Raw genomic sequence first — 15,286 nt, 5'->3', positions numbered from 1 at the left:
TGACGCTCGCCGTCAGTCGGTCATCGTGTCTGGCTCGTTGATCGGGAACCACACCCGGATCTGCGCACCGCCGCCTTCGGCGTCACTGATCTCGATGTTTCCGCCGTGTTCCTCCACGATGCCGCGGACGATGTACATGCCCAGTCCGCTGCCGGCCCCCGGACCCGAGCGCCAGAATCTGCTGAACACCCGTTGGCGCATCTCGACCGGAATTCCCGGACCGTTGTCATGCACCTGCAGCAGTACCCCTGCGCCTTTCGGGCCATGCTCGGCGTTCTGGACGGCGACTTCGCGAAGACCGAAGCCGTGGCGCAGCGCGTTCTCGACCAGGTTCGTGACGACTTGGTGGATCCGGTCGCTATCACCCCAGATCAGATCGACGTCATCTTTGATGCTGATCTCGAACGGCTCGCCTTTGCCGGCCGATGCATTCGTCAGCACGTGCCGGACGACCTCTGGCAACTTGACCGGCCCGCGTCGCAGTGTCAGTCGTCCTGCATCGATACGAGCCGCGTCGAGCAACTCGGTGATGAGCCGGCTCAACCGGTCGGCGTCGGCGTCGATCGTTTCGAGCATGAGCTGGCGTTGTTCCTCGGAGAACTTCTCCCATTTGGTCAGCAGCGTCGAACTGAATCCCTTGATCCCGGTCAACGGCGAGCGAAGCTCATGGGCGACTGTCGCCACCAGATCCGAACGTTCGCGGTCGGCCTGGTTCCGGATCCGGGCGTTCCGGACGCTGACGACAACACGCTGCACGGGTCCGGCCGGCCGGTTCCGCATCAGGGAGGCGGTGATCAGGTATTCGCTGCCTTTCGGCGACCACCACGAGGATTCGGACAACCGGCTGCGGATGTTGAGGCCGTCATATGGCCTGGTGCAGTCGTACCAGGAGTTGCCGTTCAGGTCGTCGAACGGCACTGCTTCGGAGATATGCATCCCGAGCATTTCGTCTCCGACGGCGCGGGCCATGATTTTGATCCGCGGATTGACGTACTCGACCGTCCCATCAGGTCCGGCGATCAGCACGCCGTCCGGATAGTCGTCGTAGTCCATGACCACAGAATCTAGTACTAAAGAACTAATCCCCATGCACCGGTAGGGCCAAAGTTTTAGTCAGTGAGACGCGCGCGTGCCGTCGTGTAGAGGCAGACCGCGGCCGCTGTGGCCAGATTCAGGCTCTCGGCCCGCCCGTAGATCGGCACCGCGACAACGCGATCGGCCAACGTGCGTGTCTGTTCGGGCAGGCCCCACGCCTCATTGCCCATGAGCCAGGCTGTCGGCGCCGACAGGTCGAGTGCCTCGTCGAACAGATCGACATCTCCCCCGCCGTCGGCGGCCAGTACCTGGAAGCCGCTGGTCTGGAGGCTCTCCAACACCGTCTCGGTGTCGCGATCGATGACCAGCGGCAGGTGGAAGATGCTGCCGACGCTCGCGCGCACGGACTTCGGGTTGTACGGATCGACGCTGTCGCCGACCAGGATGACGCCGTCCGCGCCTGCTGCGTCGGCACACCGGATGACGGCACCGGCGTTGCCCGGATCACGAATATCGGCACAGACGACCACGAAGGACGGCGCGCGATCGAGGAATGCCTCCAAGGGGCGGTCGAGCATTGCGCAGCGGGCGACGACGCCCTGTGGCTGCACGGTGTCGCAGATCGCTTCGACGACATCGTCGGTGACGATGTGCCAGTCAATCCCGCCCGCTCGGGCTGCGGCGACCAAATCGGCGTGCTGATCAGTGGCGTCGACGGTCGCGAAGACTTCTTGCGTCACACCAGAGGTTTCAAGCGCTTCTCGTACCGCTTGGGGACCCTCCGCCAAAAACTCCCGATTCGAGAGCCGATACGCACGAGTGGCGAGCCGCCTGGCGTGTTTCACGCGTCCTGATCGGACGGTGAACTCACCAGTCGTGCTCGCCACTATGCGTCGGGTGCCACGGCTCAGGCCGCGGCGCCATCCTTGGACGAATCAGTCTTCGGAGCGTTGACGTCGGCCGGAAGGTTGTCCTTCGCGACCTGCACGAGTGCCGAGAAGGCAGCCGGCTCGTTGACGGCCAGCTCGGCCAGGATCTTGCGGTCGACCTCGACCTCAGCGGCTTTGAGGCCCTGAATGAAGCGGTTGTAGGTCATGCCCTCGGCGCGGACCGCAGCGTTGATGCGCTGGATCCAGAGACGACGGAAGTCGCCCTTCTTGGCCTTGCGGTCACGGTAGCTGTAGACCAGTGAGTGAGTGACCTGCTCCTTGGCCTTGCGGTACAGACGCGAACGCTGACCGCGGTAGCCCGCGGCCCGTTCAAGTGTCTGACGGCGCTTCTTCTGTGCGTTGACTGAGCGCTTGACGCGTGCCATCTCAGTTCTCCTTCAAGTTCTTAGGTGGAATGGGGTGGAACGCGCGGTCAGAGACCGAGCATCTTCTTCACGCGGGGCACATCGTTCTTGGAGACTGCCGTGGTGCCTTCGAGGCGACGCTTGCGCGACGAGGACTTGACCTCGAGCAGGTGGCGACGGTTGGTCTGCTCACGACGCAGCTTGCCGCTGCCGGTGAGCTTGACGCGCTTCTTCATACCCGAGTGGGGCTTGAACTTCGGCATTTATGCCTCCATGTCTGGGTCGAGGTTCTCGGAACGACGACGGGGCTTCTTGGGTGTTGCAACCGCCTGGGCGGCCTCGCGATGCGCCTTGACCTCAGCCTCTTCGGCTTCCTTCTCAGCGACCTTCGCAGCAGTCGTCACAGCCTTTTCGGCCTTGACCTCCGCTTGGGCTTCGGACTTCTTCTTGTGCGGACCGAGGACCATCGTCATATTGCGGCCGTCTTGGCGCGCATTGGACTCGATGAAGCCGAGATCCTCGACGTCGGCGGCAAGACGCTGCAGCAGGCGGTATCCCAGCTCGGGACGGTGCTGCTCGCGGCCGCGGAACATGATCGTGATCTTGACTTTGTCGCCGGCCTTGAGGAATCGGACGACGTGACCCTTTTTCGTGTCGTAGTCGTGCTGATCGATCTTCGGACGCAACTTCATCTCTTTGATGATGGTGTTGGTCTGATTGCGGCGTGACTCGCGGGCCTTCTGGGCAGTCTCGTACTTGAACTTGCCGTAGTCCATGAGACGGCAGACGGGCGGACGAGCTGTCGGAGCAACCTCAACGAGATCGAGATCGGCTTCAGCAGCCAGTCGCAGGGCATCTTCGATACGGACGATGCCTACCTGTTCACCGCCAGGACCGACAAGGCGTACTTCTGGAACGCGGATTCGGTCGTTGACGCGCAGCTCTGTGGTGATAAATCCTCCTGAGATTGAAGGGAGGCCACGGAAAGTCTTCTTTACGAAGAAAATGGCCCCCGTCCGAAACGGAAGCCACCAAGCGACGCGCTCGTCAAAAACGCGTCTCAGGTCGGTTCGGCGGCATCATGATGCAATGTCGCGATTCGTGCTGAACCGACTCGTACCCCGCAACCGTAAGCCACGCAGGTGGGAGGTGGGCCTCCACTTCGTCCACCAGGGTATCAGCGACGGCGCTTCGGCTCCAAATCCGGTGGAGGGAACCAGAGCTCGTCACCGCCTAATTGTGGGGCGTCCATCCCGGCTTGCTGCAATTCCTGCATATTTTCTGGTCACACTCACATCCGCAGGGCAGGTTGGTGGGCAACCGATCCGATGGAGGCAATGACATGATCCGCACGACGACTCTGACCAAGGCAAGTGCTGCCGCAGTAGCGATGGTGCTGCTCGCGAGCACAGCCGCCATCGCTGGCCCGACGACCTACATCACCGTCAATGGCAGCAAGGCCGGAACATCGCGCAACTTCGAGGACCTAGGGACCAGTTCGGTCGCATTCGTCACGGACTATGGCGTCAACATCAATTGCACCAACGCGGGCATCCGCGGCACCGTCACTCCTGGCGCGTCGGTGCTCGCCGGAACCACGATCGGTGAAGTCACCAACATCACGGCGACCTGCCTGACGGGCGTGCTCAACATGCCCACAAACATCTCGATGGGCACCAGCGCTTGGACCATCAAGGTCAGGAACACTCCCGCGAATGCGGGGGATCCGATCGACGTGACCATCACGAACATGTCCTGGTACTTCTACCGACCGAACTGTGAGTTCTTCGCGAAGGCCGCGACCGGCGTCGGAGTGCACGGCACGCTCTACCCGGGCGTCGGCAGCCCGGATGCCCGCCTGACGATCAACTCCATCCCCGCGTACCCGCTGGAGCTGACTGCCTACTCCGGTACCGGTGGAAGGGTCCCAGCTTCGGGCACATGTGGCGGCGAGATACTCACCGGTGACCTGTCCAACGTCAACGGAGACTATGCCCTGACGGCCTACTCGATTGGCGCAGGCCCGATCTCACACGCTCCCTAGACCAGCCAGGCCGGGCCGGCCTCGGAAGTCACCAGCCGATGGCCGGCCGCCAAGTGTTCGACGTCATCGGTCTCGACAACCGTGAAGCTGGGGTTGGCCAGGTCGAGCAGGATCGCGGCGGCTCCTTCGTCGAGTGTCGCCCGGGCGGCGTCACGTCCGAGGATCGGCACGGGACGGGCCTGCGGATCCCAGACCGCCATCGTGGCCACACTGCTGAACGCCAGCAGCGCCTGACGTCCGTCGGCTCCGGTCATCAGGACAGCGGCCATATCGGCGTTCTTGTCACCTTCGGCCGGGACTTCCCCGAGCAGGGCCACGATCGGCACGAAGACCCGAACCTCTGGCAGGACCTGCAAGACGGCCAGATCGTTACCGAATGCCGCGGCCAACTCGGGAGCCACGGTGCCGTCATCGCCCGGGAACTGGGGACTGGCCAGGGACCTGTCGTGTCCGTGCGTCATGATTCCAGCCTGCCGCGTAGATATGCCACGGCCTCGCGCGCGTACTTCCCGTCACTGCCCTGGATGCCGAACAGATTGACCCGCTCGTCGTCCTTGGTCACCAGTGTCGGCCAGGGCGCACCCGTGTTCATCGCGAATCCCTCGATGTCGGACCATGCGACGCTGTGCCGGCGGTACCCGTTGAGCACCTCGACGCCCTCGTCGGTCACCCGCACGTAGCTGCGTCCCACGCCGTGCAGCAGCACCAGCATCGCAAGGATGATGAGCCACAATGTGATCGTCTCAGCCGTCGTGAAGTAGATCTCGTCAGGCAGTGCCCAGGAGATCGCGAAGGTCAGCGCGAGCATGATGACCGCCACCGCGTAGGCGACGACGCGTGCTCCGCCGGGGCGGAATGTCTTCAGATCCGACACGCCAGAATGTCCGTCACCAAAATGCCGCGGGCGCCCAGCCCGTACAGCTTGTCCATGACCTTCTGGGCTGAATCGCGGGGCACCATCGACCGTACGGCGACCCACCCTTCGCGATGAAGCGGCGACACGGTCGGCGACTCGATGCCGGGGGTCAGCTCGACGGCCGCGTCGACCTGGCCGACCCGGATGTCGTAATCCATCATGACGTAGGTCCGCGCGACCAGAACACTGTCGATACGGCGCTTGAAGATCTCGAATCCCACAGGCTCGTCGGCGCCCTGACGGGTGATCAGCACTGCCTCCGACGACAAGATGGGGTCGCCGAAGACTTCGAGGTCAGCCTGCTTCAATGTGCTTCCGGTCTCGACGACGTCGGCGATCGCATCGGCCACACCGAGGCGGATCGACGACTCGACCGCACCATCGAGCCGGACGACCTCGGCGGTGATACCGCGCTCAGCCAGGTACGTGCCGACGATTCCCTCGTACGAGGTCGCGATGCGCGCGCCCTGCAGATCGTCGAGCTTGCTCATCGCGCCGATCGGCGCGGCGAACCGGAATGTCGATGCGCCGAAGCCGAGCGTCGTGTTCTCAGCGGCGTGAGCCTGCGAGTCGAGCAGCAGGTCACGGCCGGTGATACCTGCGTCGAGCGTTCCTTCGCCCACGTAGATCGCGATGTCTCGCGGCCGGAGGTAGAAGAATTCGACATCGTTGTCGGGGTCGAGGGTGACCAGGTCCTTGGAGTTGCGGCGCTGACGATAACCGGCCTCGGCCAGCATCTGGGCGGCAGCTTCAGCGAGTGCACCCTTGTTGGGTACCGCGATCTTGAGCATGGAATTCTCTTCTCGAAGTTTCTATGGGGTCTGTGACGGAGGTCGAAGGCACGGACGGGCGTCTGCTCCGGCAAGGAGCTTCGGCCGATCCGTCACAGATGCGCGTAAACGTCGTCGAGCGAGATTCCGGACGCGATCATCATGACCTGCGCGTGGTAGAGCAGCTGGCTGATCTCCTCGGCAGTGCGCTCAGCGCCCTCATGTTCGGCGGCCATCCAGGATTCGGCAGCTTCCTCGACGAGCTTCTTGCCGATCGAGTGCACGCCAGCATCGAGCTCGGCGACGGTGCGCGAGCCCTCGGGGCGGCGAGCTGCCTTGTCGGTCAGCTCGGCGAAGAGGTCATCGAAGGTCTTCATCGCGGGTCAGTCTATCGGTGAGGTTCCAGCGACCGAACGCAGGACGTTGAGCGTCAGCAATGCCGCCTGGGTAGCCTCGCGGCCTTTGTCCTCACGGCTGCCGGGCAGTCCGGCCCGGTCGAGCGCCTGCTCGTCGTTGTCACACGTCAGCAGACCGAAGCCGATCGGCACGCCGGTGTCGAGCGCGACCCGGTTGAGTCCGTCCGTCGCGGCCTGCGAGACGTACTCGAAGTGCGGGGTTCCGCCCCGGATGATGACTCCGAGCGCGATCACCGCGTCGTAGCCGTTGTTGGCGTAGGCCTGCGAGATCAACGGCAGTTCGAAGGAGCCCGGGGCGCGGACGAGCGTCACGTCGGTGACCTGCGCCTCGGCCAGCGCGTTCTGCGCACCCACGATGAGTCCGTCCATGACCTCGGTGTGCCAGCTCGACGCGACGATCGCGACTTTGGCGCCTGCAGCGTCGACCGCCAGCTCAGGTGCTCCGCGTCCACTCATGCTTCTTCTCCCAGTCCGGGCAGATCGTGGCCCATACGTTCGGCCTTGGTCTGCAGATAGCGCAGGCTGTCTTCGGTCGGCGCGATCAGCAGCGGCAGGCGTTCGCTGACCTTGACGCCGTACGCCTCCAGCGCCGTGGTCTTGTCGGGGTTATTGGTCAACAGACGAACCGAGGTGACCCCCAGGTCGCGCAGGATCTGCGCGCCAGCAGCGTAGTCACGCTCGTCCTCGCCGAAACCGAGCTCGGTGTTCGCGTCGACTGTGTCCTTGCCGGCGTCCTGCAGCGCATATGCCTGCAACTTGTGCAGCAGGCCGATTCCGCGTCCTTCGTGTCCGCGCAGGTAGACCACGATGCCGGCTCCGGCGGCGGTGATCTCGGTCATCGAGAGTTCGAGCTGCGGGCCGCAGTCACAGCGGCGCGAGCCGAACACATCGCCGGTCAGACATTCGGAATGGATGCGGACCAAGACATCCTCGGTGCCGGGGTCGCCGAACACCAGGGCCACGTGCTCCGATCCTTCGATCCGGTCGCGGTAGCCATGGGCGGTGAACTCGCCGAACTCGGTGGGAAGGCGCGTCGTGGCCAGACGGTCGACCTGCGACTCGTGCAACCGGCGGTAGACCTGGAGGTCCTCGATCGAGACCAAGGCGATGCCGTGCTCGTCGGCGAACTTCCGCAGCTCGGGGGCACGCATCAAGGTGCCATCGTCGTTCAACACCTCGCCGATCACACCGGCCGGGGTGAGCCCCGCAAGCCTGGCGAAGTCGACCGCGGCCTCGGTGTGGCCGTCACGCTCCAGCACTCCGCCGGGCTTGGCCCGTAGCGGGATGATGTGGCCCGGCTGGTTGAGCTCGAATGGCTCGGTCGCCGAGTCGGCGAGCACCCTGCAAGTGCGGGCCCGGTCGGCCGCCGAGATGCCGGTCGTGATGCCGTCCCGGGCGTCGATCGAGATCGTGTAAGCCGTGCGCATCTTCTCGCGATTGTGCGGTGTCATGAGCGGGATCGCGAGGCGGTCGAGGATCTCACCGGTGATCGGGGCGCAGATCAGTCCGCTGGAGTAGCGCACCAGGAACGCCATGAGCTCGGGCGTCGCCTTGCTCGCGGCGAAGATGATGTCGCCTTCGTTCTCGCGGCCTTCATCGTCGACGACCACGATGGCCTTGCCGTCGCGGAAGTCCGCGATCGCGCGTTCGATGCTGTCGAGCCGCACGCTCTCGTGTTCACTCATGACGTTGCTCCTTCGGTGTTCTGCCCAGATGCGGAGCCGCCCAGCAGGCGCTCGACGTACTTGGCGAGGATGTCGACCTCGAGATTGACCCGGTCGCCTGGGCTTTTGGTGCCGAGTGTCGTATCGGCCAATGTGGTGGGGATCAGGGAGACCGAGAACCAGGACTCCTGCTTGTCGGTGCCGTCCACGACCTGAACGACTGTCAACGAGGTGCCGTCAACCGTGATCGAGCCCTTGTCGACGAGATATCTGGCCAGCTCGGACGGCAGAGCGATTCGGACGATCTCCCAGTGCTCGCTGGGGGTCCGGTCGATGATGTGCCCGGTACCGTCGACGTGCCCTTGGACGATGTGACCGCCGAGCCGGGCACCCGCCTGAGTAGCGCGTTCGAGATTGACCTCGTCACCGACCGCCAGGTCACCCAATGAGGTCTTGTCGAGCGACTCCTTCATGACATCGGCGCCGAATGTGTCGGCATCCTGAGTCATGACGGTCAGACAGCAGCCGTTCACCGCGATCGAGTCGCCGTGTCCGGCGTCCGACGTGACGATCGGCCCACGGATCGTCAGGCGCACGGAATCACCGAGGTCCTCGACCGCAATGACCGCGCCCTTTTCTTCCACGAGTCCGGTGAACATCAGTCGAAATCCTCTCGTGGCATGCGGCCGGGGGTGCCGATGATGCGGATGTCGGGGCCCACCATCTTCAGGTCCTCGATGTGGATCGGTCGCAGGTCGGCCAGTGTGGTGGCTTCGCCCTCTAGTGCCGCCCGGCCGGAGCCCAGCATCGCCGGGGCCATGTAGCCGATGATCCGGTCGATGACGCCGGCATTCCAGAACGCGCCGGCCAGGCGGGGACCGCCCTCGAGCCAGATGTGCCGGATATCGTTCTCGACGAGCTTCTTGAGCACGACTTCGGGGTCACGCGACTGGATCATGAGCGTCGGTGCGACCCGGTCGAAAACCCGGAAGTAGTTGGGGATCTTGGTCTCGCCGACCACGACCCGCAAGGGCTGTTGGTCGTACGGCAATGGCATGTCATTGGCATCGCGGACCGTCAGGCGGGGGTCATCGGCAAGCACCGCGCCGGTGCCAGCCACGATCGCGTCGGTCCTGGCACGGAATGTCTGCACATCGCGGCGCGCTTCGGCGCTCGTGATCCACTTGCTGGTGCCGTCAGGCGCTGCGCTGAGTCCGTCGAGCGTCGCGGCGTACTTCCAGGTCACGAACGGACGACCAGAGGTGACTGCGAACGTCCATTCGACGTTGAGGTCGGTCGCTTCTTCGGCCATGACACCGGCCTCGACCTCTATGCCTGCTGCACGGAGGGTCTTGGCGCCGCCTGCACCAGTACGGTCGGGATCGATCTGCGCGAACACGACACGCGCCACCCCCGCCTCGATCAGCGCTTGGGCGCACGGGCCGGTTCGGCCCGTGTGATTGCAGGGCTCGAGCGTCACGACGGCAGTCGCTCCGCGGGCCCGCTCCCCGGCTTGGGTCAGTGCATCGACCTCAGCATGCGGCTGGCCGGCCCCCAGGTGCTTGCCCACCGCGATCTCGGAGCCGTCCGGGGCCAGCAGCACGCAGCCGACCCTGGGGTTCGGCAGCGGGCGGGGGCGGGCCCCCCCACGGCAATATGCTCCTACCATCCGGACTTTCACCGTCGGTGCCGGAATTTCACCGGCTCAACCGGATCTCATCACTGCGCTTTTCAATTCACAGAGCTAAGACCCGGGTCGCGGACTATCACCGCCGGTTCGGAATTACACCGACCCCGGAGCACGCGAGCTATTGCTCGTTGCACCGATGATATCCCCCTCGGAGAAGTCAGTGACAGTGACGTCCAGCACGTGAACGCAACTGCGAGACCATGTCATCCGGATCGTCGGCTCCGAACACGGCGGATCCGGCCACGAAAACATCCGCTCCGGCCTCGGCACAGCGCTCGATCGTCTCGACCGAGACTCCCCCGTCGACCTGCAACCAGATGTCGCCGCCGTGCTTGTCGATCAGCTGGCGGGCGCGCTTGATCTTCGGCAGGCATACATCGAGGAACTTCTGGCCTCCGAAACCCGGCTCCACGGTCATGATCAGCACCATGTCGAGCTCAGGGAGCATGTCTTCGTACGGCTCGATCGGCGTCGCGGGCTTGAGCGCCATCGACGCGCGGGCACCCTGAGCCCTGATCTCCCTCGCCAGGCGGATCGGCGCCGCGGCGGCCTCGACATGGAACGTGATGCTGCCAGCGCCTGCCTCGGCGTAGGCCGGCGCCCAACGGTCAGGGTCCGCGATCATCAGGTGGGCGTCGATCGGCTGCTTGGCAACCTTGGCGACGGCCTCGATGATGGGCAGCCCGAGCGTCAGATTGGGGACGAAGTGGTTGTCCATGACGTCCATGTGGAGCCAGTCGGCGCCGCTGATGCGGGCCGCCTCAGCCTCGAGGTTGGCGAAGTCGGCCGACAGCATGCTCGGGGTGATCTGGATGCCCATGGTCCCAGCGTAGTGGCCGCCGCCGGTCCCCCTCAGGAGGCGTCAGGGTCGCGCAGGATGCCGTCGACGACGATGCGCAGCATGGGTCCGGACTGCTGGGGATCGAGGCCGGCTTGGTCGACGACGCTAGCGACGCCGCTCACGAGCCGCATGACCTGTCGCGATTCGACGCCATCGCGCAGGGCTCCCAGGGAAGCTACGTGCGCGAGGACCTTGTCGTTGGCGCCGACGAGGGTCTGGCACTTGCGGTAGATCGGGGACGACTCGTCGTCCATCGCAGCAGTGAGCTTGGCGGCCGCACCGTTGTAGATGCCGACGTTCTCGACGAACCTCCCGAACCAGGCGATCAGCGCCTGGTCTGCCGGAAGGCCCGATCGGACAATCTCCTCGCTGTCGGCGTCGACCTGCAGGGTCCAGTCACGCATCACGGCGTCGATGAGATCGTCGCGGGTCGGGAAGTGCCGGTAGAGCGTGCCCGGTCCGACGCCCGCCCGCTTCGCGATGTCGTCAAGGGAGGCCTCAGCACCGTGCGCACGAAAAGCGTCGCGTGCAGCGCTCACGAGCTTGTCGTAGTTGCGCTGGGCATCAGCGCGCAAGGGCTTGGTCTGCTGGTCCGGAGCAGTCGTCGCGGGATCAGTGACGGACGCCACAGCGAGTCCTCCCTTGCTAAACGGAGACAGTCTCCGTATTGTTTCTCACGAAGAACCGGAGTCCTTCTCCGCTCCACTCTACTCCACTCCACATCTCCACCACAGGAAGCTCCTCATGACATCTGTCTCCACGGCGCGACCCGCACGCAGCCGCGCGACCGTCGGGATCAGTCTCGTTCTGCTCGCCCAGCTCATGCTCGTCCTCGACGCCACCGTCGTGAACGTCGCACTACCTCCGATCAAAGAAGATCTCGGCTTCTCGACAGCCGGCCTCTCCTGGGTCCTCAACGGCTACACCCTCGCGTTCGGCGGCCTGCTGCTGCTGGGCGGACGACTCGGTGACGTCTTCGGACGACTTCGGGTCTTCCAGATTGGTCTGGCCCTCTTCACCGTGGCATCGCTGGCAGGCGGTCTCGCGCCGACGTCCGAGCTGCTCGTGGCCGCCCGCATCGTGCAGGGCGTCGGTGCCGCGATCGCCGCGCCCAGCGTGCTTGCGCTGCTCATGACCGCGACGCCCGACGAAGGTTCTCGCAACCGGGCGCTGGCACTGTTCACCGCGGTCTCGTCAGCAGGCGGTTCCCTGGGCCTCATCCTCGGTGGTGCGCTGACCGATCTCGGCTCATGGCGCTGGACCCTGTTCATCAACGTCCCGATCGGCATCGCAGTCCTCGCCCTCGTACGTCGCTACGTCGACGAGACCGATCGCCGCAGCGGCCGCTTCGACGTCGTCGGAGCAGCAGCCGCGACCCTCGGCGCCGTGTCGCTGGTCTACGCCTTCATCAATGCGCCCGACCACGGCTGGGACTCGATCGGCACGATCGGCGGCTTTGTCCTGGCCGCCGCCCTGGCCGCACTGTTCATCCGTACAGAACGGGTTGTGCCCCACCCGTTGCTGCGCCTCGGGCTGCTGCGCAGCCGTCGCCGTGCCGGCGCACTCGCCGTGATGGCGCTGCTCGTCGGATCACAGTTCCCGATGTTCTTCCTGCTCGTGCAGTACGACCAGACCGTGCTGGGGTTCGGGCCGTTGGCATCCGGCTTCGCCTTCTTACCCCTGACGCTGGCGATCTTCGCGGTCTCCCGGATCTCGGCGCCCCTGGTGGCCCGCTACGGCCCGCAGCGTCTCATCGCGGTCGGCACGCTAGGCATGGCTGTCAGTTTCATCTGGCTCAGCCAGATCAGCAGCTCCAGCGACTACGTCACGGCGATCCTCGGCCCCATGCTCCTGAGCGGCGCATCGGCCGGACTGGCGTTCATGCCGACCACGGTGGCGATCCTGAGCGGGGTCGAGTCCGAGCACGCAGGAGCCGCGTCGGGGCTGCTGCAGACGATGCAGCAACTGGGCGGCGCAGTCGGTCTCGCCGTGATCGTGTCGGTCTACGCCTCAGGCTCCGTGCCGGGCCAGGTCGTCCCCGGGGCCCAGGCCGCATTCCTCACTGCGATGGCGTTCGCCCTCGTGGCGTTCTTCATCGCGACCGTCGTGATGCGTTCACCCCGCCGCGCTGAAGCCCCGGTTTCAGTGCCGGCGCAGTAGCGCGCAGAACATCGCGTCGGTGCCGTCGATGTGGGGCCACCACTGGTGGGTCGACTCCACATCGACGTCATCGCGTTCGGCGGTCACGGCGTCGATGACGCCCGTGGTCTCGCGTACGTGCGGCGAGCAGGTCGCGTAGGCCACGACTCCCCCGGGCCGGACGAGTTCAAGTGCCCGCGTCAGGAGCTGCTGCTGCAGTCTGGTCAGCTTTCGCAGATCGGACGACTTACGGCGCCAGCGCGATTCGGGACGGCGTCGCAGCGCTCCCAGGCCCGTGCACGGCGCATCGACGAGGACGCGGTCGAAGGAACCGGCCTCCCAGGGGCCTTCGCGTCCGTCGAACACCGTCACTTCGACGTTCTTGAGCTGGCGGGTGCCGTGACGCACGAGCTCGGCCCGGTGCTCCTGCATCTCATTGGCCACGAGCGAGACGCCGCGCTGAGCAGCGAGCGCACCCAGCAGGGCCGCCTTACCGCCGGGACCAGCACACACGTCGAGCCAGAGATCGTCCTTGCCTTCGACTGCGGCGTCGGCCAAGGTGATCGCGACAAGCTGCGATCCCTCGTCCTGGACGCCTGCTCGGCCGGTGCGCACCTGGGTGATCTCACCGGGATCGCCGCCCTCATCGAGGATCCTGGCGTACGGCGAGAGCTTTCCGGGAGTGCCCGGAAGATCGTCCGGATCGCACAGTCCCGGCCGAGCCACCAAGGTGACCCGAGGTGGCACGTTGTCGGCCACGAGCAGCTTGTCAATCTGGGCGGCGTGTCCGCCAAGCGCCTCGCGCAGCGCCGTGACGATCCACAGCGGGTGCGACGTGCGGACAGCTCTCGCAGCATCGCCTTCGAGTCCCTCGGTGACGATCGCCAGCCAGCCGTCGAGGTCCTTCTGCCCGATCTTGCGCAACAGCGCATTCGAGAAGCTCACAGGTTTGTGCCCGATTTCGCGGCGGACGACGTCGACCGTCTCGGAGACCGCCGCGTGGGAGGGAACACGCATGCTCAGCAGCTGATGCGCGCCCAATCTCAGAGCGTCGAGAACGGGTCCGTCAATCGACTTGATCCCCTTGCTCGCGACGTGATCGATGATCGCGTCGTACGTGCCCTGACGCCGGACGGTGCCGTGGACGAGCTCGGTCGCGAAGGCCGCATCGCGTCCCTCGATGTGGTGCTCGTCGAGCATCGCGGGGAGGATCAGGTTGATGTAGGCATCTCGCTCGGCGACGGCCCGCAATGCATGGAAGGCGACTGAACGTACCGGATCTGTCATGAGCTCAGCTCCCAGGAAAAGTTCGGATCTTCGCCAAAGGAGGTACCGCGGGCCCAGTCGGCGGCAGGCATCCGCTTCTTGCCGACCGCCTGCACATCGCCGAGCACGAGATCGGTCGACGCGGTGCCGACACGGACTTCCTTTTTGCCCACCGCGATCTTGCCGGGCTGCAAAGTACGTTCGTCGCTGATCGTCGCCGGCCCGATCTTGATCCGGTCGTCGCCGAGGACCGTCCACGCGCCGGGCGCGGGTGTGCAGCCGCGAATGTGCCGGTCGATCGCGAAGGCGGGCCTGTTCCACTCGATGCGCCCCTCCTCCGTGCTCAGCTTCGGGGCGTACGAGATATTGTCTTCCGGCTGCGGGACCGCCGCGATGTCACCGTCCTCGATGTGGTCGATGACGTCGACCAGTAGCTTGCTGCCCCAGTCGGCCAGGCGCGCCAGTAGTTCCTCGGACGTATCGTCCGGGCGGATCAGCTCGGTGATCGTGCCCAGCACTGGTCCGGCGTCGAGTTCCTCCACAAGGCTGAACACCGTCGCTCCGGTGACTTCGTCGCCGGCCATGATCGAGCGCTGTACGGGTGCTGCACCTCGCCATGACGGGAGCACCGAGAAGTGCAGGTTGATCCAGCCCCATTCGGGGATGTCGAGCGCCTCGCGACGGATCAGCGCACCATAGGCGACGATCGGGATGCAATCAGGCGCGATCTCACGCAGTCTGGCCATGAAATCTGGGTCGGAAGGTTTGGCCGGTTTGAGCACTTCGATGCCGTGCTTCTCAGCCGCCTGAGCAACCGGGGACGCCGTCAGTGTGCGGCCGCGACCAGCCGGAGCGTCAGGGCGGGTGATCACCGCGACAACATCGTGGCGGCTGGCGACCAGCGCCTCAAGCGACGGGAGCGCCGTCTCGGGGGTTCCTGCAAAGACGATTCTCACCTGACGAGTCTAGGCGGTGGCGATGGACGCCCCTGCACTGATGCTGATGCCGAGGTGGGTTTTCATCTGGTGGTGCCGCCGGCAGAGTGCTTGGAGGTTGTCAGCGTGGGTGGGCCCGTGGGGCCAGGGGATCTGATGGTCGAGATCGCACTCGACTGCTGGACGGCTACAGGTGGCGAACTGGCACGTTCCGTCGCGGAACTCGACAGCTCGGCGAAGCTTGGATGAGGGTCGGTAGCCGATTTCGGCAATGTC

At 65.1% G+C, this 15,286-nt stretch carries 20 protein-coding genes and 1 riboswitch; of the genes, 2 read left to right on the top strand and 18 right to left on the bottom strand.

The genetic code is table 11. From position 1 onward, the window contains the following. Positions 1 to 12: 12 nt before the first annotated feature. Genes ACXJKC_RS21410 through infC form a run of 5 tightly spaced genes read right to left on the bottom strand, consistent with a single transcriptional unit; the run spans position 13 to position 3,252 of the window. Positions 13 to 1,053 (bottom strand): sensor histidine kinase, encoded by a 1,041-nt coding sequence (locus ACXJKC_RS21410; protein ID WP_456698784.1) that lies wholly within the window; start codon positions 1,051 to 1,053, stop codon positions 13 to 15. Positions 1,054 to 1,109: 56 nt separating this feature from the next. After that, a complete protein-coding gene (locus ACXJKC_RS21405; protein ID WP_456698783.1) occupies positions 1,110 to 1,922 on the bottom strand; it encodes a TrmH family RNA methyltransferase in 813 nt (270 codons plus the stop codon). Positions 1,923 to 1,942: 20 nt separating this feature from the next. Beyond that, positions 1,943 to 2,350 (bottom strand): 50S ribosomal protein L20, encoded by a 408-nt coding sequence (gene rplT, locus ACXJKC_RS21400; protein ID WP_456698782.1) that lies wholly within the window; start codon positions 2,348 to 2,350, stop codon positions 1,943 to 1,945. Between the two features lie 47 nt (positions 2,351 to 2,397). Continuing rightward, on the bottom strand, positions 2,398 to 2,592 hold the full coding sequence (gene rpmI, locus ACXJKC_RS21395) for a 50S ribosomal protein L35 (RefSeq protein WP_456698781.1): 195 nt from the start codon (positions 2,590 to 2,592) through the stop codon (positions 2,398 to 2,400). Continuing rightward, the gene (gene infC / locus ACXJKC_RS21390; protein ID WP_456698808.1) at positions 2,593 to 3,252 is read right to left on the bottom strand and encodes a translation initiation factor IF-3; all 660 of its coding nucleotides are present in this window, start codon (positions 3,250 to 3,252) and stop codon (positions 2,593 to 2,595) included. A 419-nt stretch (positions 3,253 to 3,671) separates the two neighbouring features. Between infC and ACXJKC_RS21385 the strand changes: the two genes are divergently transcribed. Beyond that, entirely contained in the window at positions 3,672 to 4,373 is a 702-nt protein-coding gene (locus ACXJKC_RS21385) for a hypothetical protein (RefSeq protein WP_456698780.1), read from the top strand. On the opposite strand, the gene ACXJKC_RS21380 is transcribed toward ACXJKC_RS21385, so the two are convergent. The 10 genes from ACXJKC_RS21380 to ACXJKC_RS21335 all read right to left on the bottom strand — a co-directional run bounded on the left by ACXJKC_RS21380 (position 4,370) and on the right by ACXJKC_RS21335 (position 11,299). Continuing rightward, the gene (locus tag ACXJKC_RS21380; protein ID WP_456698779.1) at positions 4,370 to 4,834 is read right to left on the bottom strand and encodes an SseB family protein; all 465 of its coding nucleotides are present in this window, start codon (positions 4,832 to 4,834) and stop codon (positions 4,370 to 4,372) included. The genes ACXJKC_RS21385 and ACXJKC_RS21380 overlap by 4 nt on opposite strands. Beyond that, on the bottom strand, positions 4,831 to 5,247 hold the full coding sequence (locus ACXJKC_RS21375) for a PH domain-containing protein (protein ID WP_456698778.1): 417 nt from the start codon (positions 5,245 to 5,247) through the stop codon (positions 4,831 to 4,833). Before ACXJKC_RS21375 ends, ACXJKC_RS21380 begins: the two co-directional genes overlap by 4 nt. Beyond that, on the bottom strand, positions 5,235 to 6,080 hold the full coding sequence (gene hisG, locus ACXJKC_RS21370; RefSeq protein WP_456698777.1) for an ATP phosphoribosyltransferase: 846 nt from the start codon (positions 6,078 to 6,080) through the stop codon (positions 5,235 to 5,237). Before hisG ends, ACXJKC_RS21375 begins: the two co-directional genes overlap by 13 nt. A 92-nt stretch (positions 6,081 to 6,172) precedes the next feature. Further along, on the bottom strand, positions 6,173 to 6,436 hold the full coding sequence (locus ACXJKC_RS21365) for a phosphoribosyl-ATP diphosphatase (RefSeq protein WP_396044782.1): 264 nt from the start codon (positions 6,434 to 6,436) through the stop codon (positions 6,173 to 6,175). A gap of 6 nt (positions 6,437 to 6,442) precedes the next feature. Continuing rightward, the gene (ribH, locus tag ACXJKC_RS21360) at positions 6,443 to 6,931 is read right to left on the bottom strand and encodes a 6,7-dimethyl-8-ribityllumazine synthase (protein WP_456698776.1); all 489 of its coding nucleotides are present in this window, start codon (positions 6,929 to 6,931) and stop codon (positions 6,443 to 6,445) included. Beyond that, positions 6,928 to 8,160, bottom strand: coding sequence for a bifunctional 3,4-dihydroxy-2-butanone-4-phosphate synthase/GTP cyclohydrolase II (locus tag ACXJKC_RS21355; protein ID WP_456698775.1), 1,233 nt, complete (start codon positions 8,158 to 8,160; stop codon positions 6,928 to 6,930). Before ACXJKC_RS21355 ends, ribH begins: the two co-directional genes overlap by 4 nt. Continuing rightward, entirely contained in the window at positions 8,157 to 8,798 is a 642-nt protein-coding gene (locus ACXJKC_RS21350) for a riboflavin synthase (RefSeq protein ID WP_456698774.1), read from the bottom strand. Before ACXJKC_RS21350 ends, ACXJKC_RS21355 begins: the two co-directional genes overlap by 4 nt. Further along, positions 8,798 to 9,808, bottom strand: coding sequence for a bifunctional diaminohydroxyphosphoribosylaminopyrimidine deaminase/5-amino-6-(5-phosphoribosylamino)uracil reductase RibD (ribD, locus tag ACXJKC_RS21345; RefSeq protein WP_456698773.1), 1,011 nt, complete (start codon positions 9,806 to 9,808; stop codon positions 8,798 to 8,800). The genes ACXJKC_RS21350 and ribD overlap by 1 nt, the downstream gene beginning before the upstream one ends. Then, positions 9,793 to 9,945, bottom strand: a riboswitch (FMN riboswitch). (Overlaps the previous gene by 16 nt.) A 41-nt stretch (positions 9,946 to 9,986) precedes the next feature. Then, the gene (gene rpe, locus ACXJKC_RS21340; protein WP_456698772.1) at positions 9,987 to 10,649 is read right to left on the bottom strand and encodes a ribulose-phosphate 3-epimerase; all 663 of its coding nucleotides are present in this window, start codon (positions 10,647 to 10,649) and stop codon (positions 9,987 to 9,989) included. 32 nt (positions 10,650 to 10,681) lie between these two features. Then, positions 10,682 to 11,299 carry a TetR/AcrR family transcriptional regulator gene (locus tag ACXJKC_RS21335; protein WP_456698771.1) on the bottom strand — a complete coding sequence of 206 codons (618 nt, stop codon included), beginning with the start codon at positions 11,297 to 11,299 and terminating at the stop codon, positions 10,682 to 10,684. 115 nt (positions 11,300 to 11,414) lie between these two features. Here ACXJKC_RS21335 and ACXJKC_RS21330 point away from each other — a divergent pair, with 115 nt between their 5' ends. Then, on the top strand, positions 11,415 to 12,830 hold the full coding sequence (locus ACXJKC_RS21330) for an MFS transporter (protein ID WP_456698770.1): 1,416 nt from the start codon (positions 11,415 to 11,417) through the stop codon (positions 12,828 to 12,830). Here the strand turns inward: ACXJKC_RS21330 and ACXJKC_RS21325 are convergent. From ACXJKC_RS21325 to ACXJKC_RS21315, 3 genes are all read right to left on the bottom strand, one after another. Further along, on the bottom strand, positions 12,813 to 14,096 hold the full coding sequence (locus ACXJKC_RS21325) for an RsmB/NOP family class I SAM-dependent RNA methyltransferase (protein WP_456698769.1): 1,284 nt from the start codon (positions 14,094 to 14,096) through the stop codon (positions 12,813 to 12,815). The genes ACXJKC_RS21330 and ACXJKC_RS21325 overlap by 18 nt on opposite strands. Then, complete coding sequence (gene fmt, locus ACXJKC_RS21320; RefSeq protein WP_456698768.1) at positions 14,093 to 15,031, bottom strand: methionyl-tRNA formyltransferase; 939 nt, start codon at positions 15,029 to 15,031, stop codon at positions 14,093 to 14,095. The genes ACXJKC_RS21325 and fmt overlap by 4 nt, the downstream gene beginning before the upstream one ends. A 9-nt stretch (positions 15,032 to 15,040) precedes the next feature. Continuing rightward, a partial coding sequence (locus ACXJKC_RS21315) for an HNH endonuclease signature motif containing protein (protein WP_456698767.1) occupies positions 15,041 to 15,286 on the bottom strand: 246 nt, incomplete at its 5' end.

This window comes from Aeromicrobium sp. P5_D10, assembly GCF_054049535.1.
The sequence above is the reverse complement of the archived record's forward strand: the minus strand, read 5'-3'. Positions and strand labels throughout refer to the sequence as shown.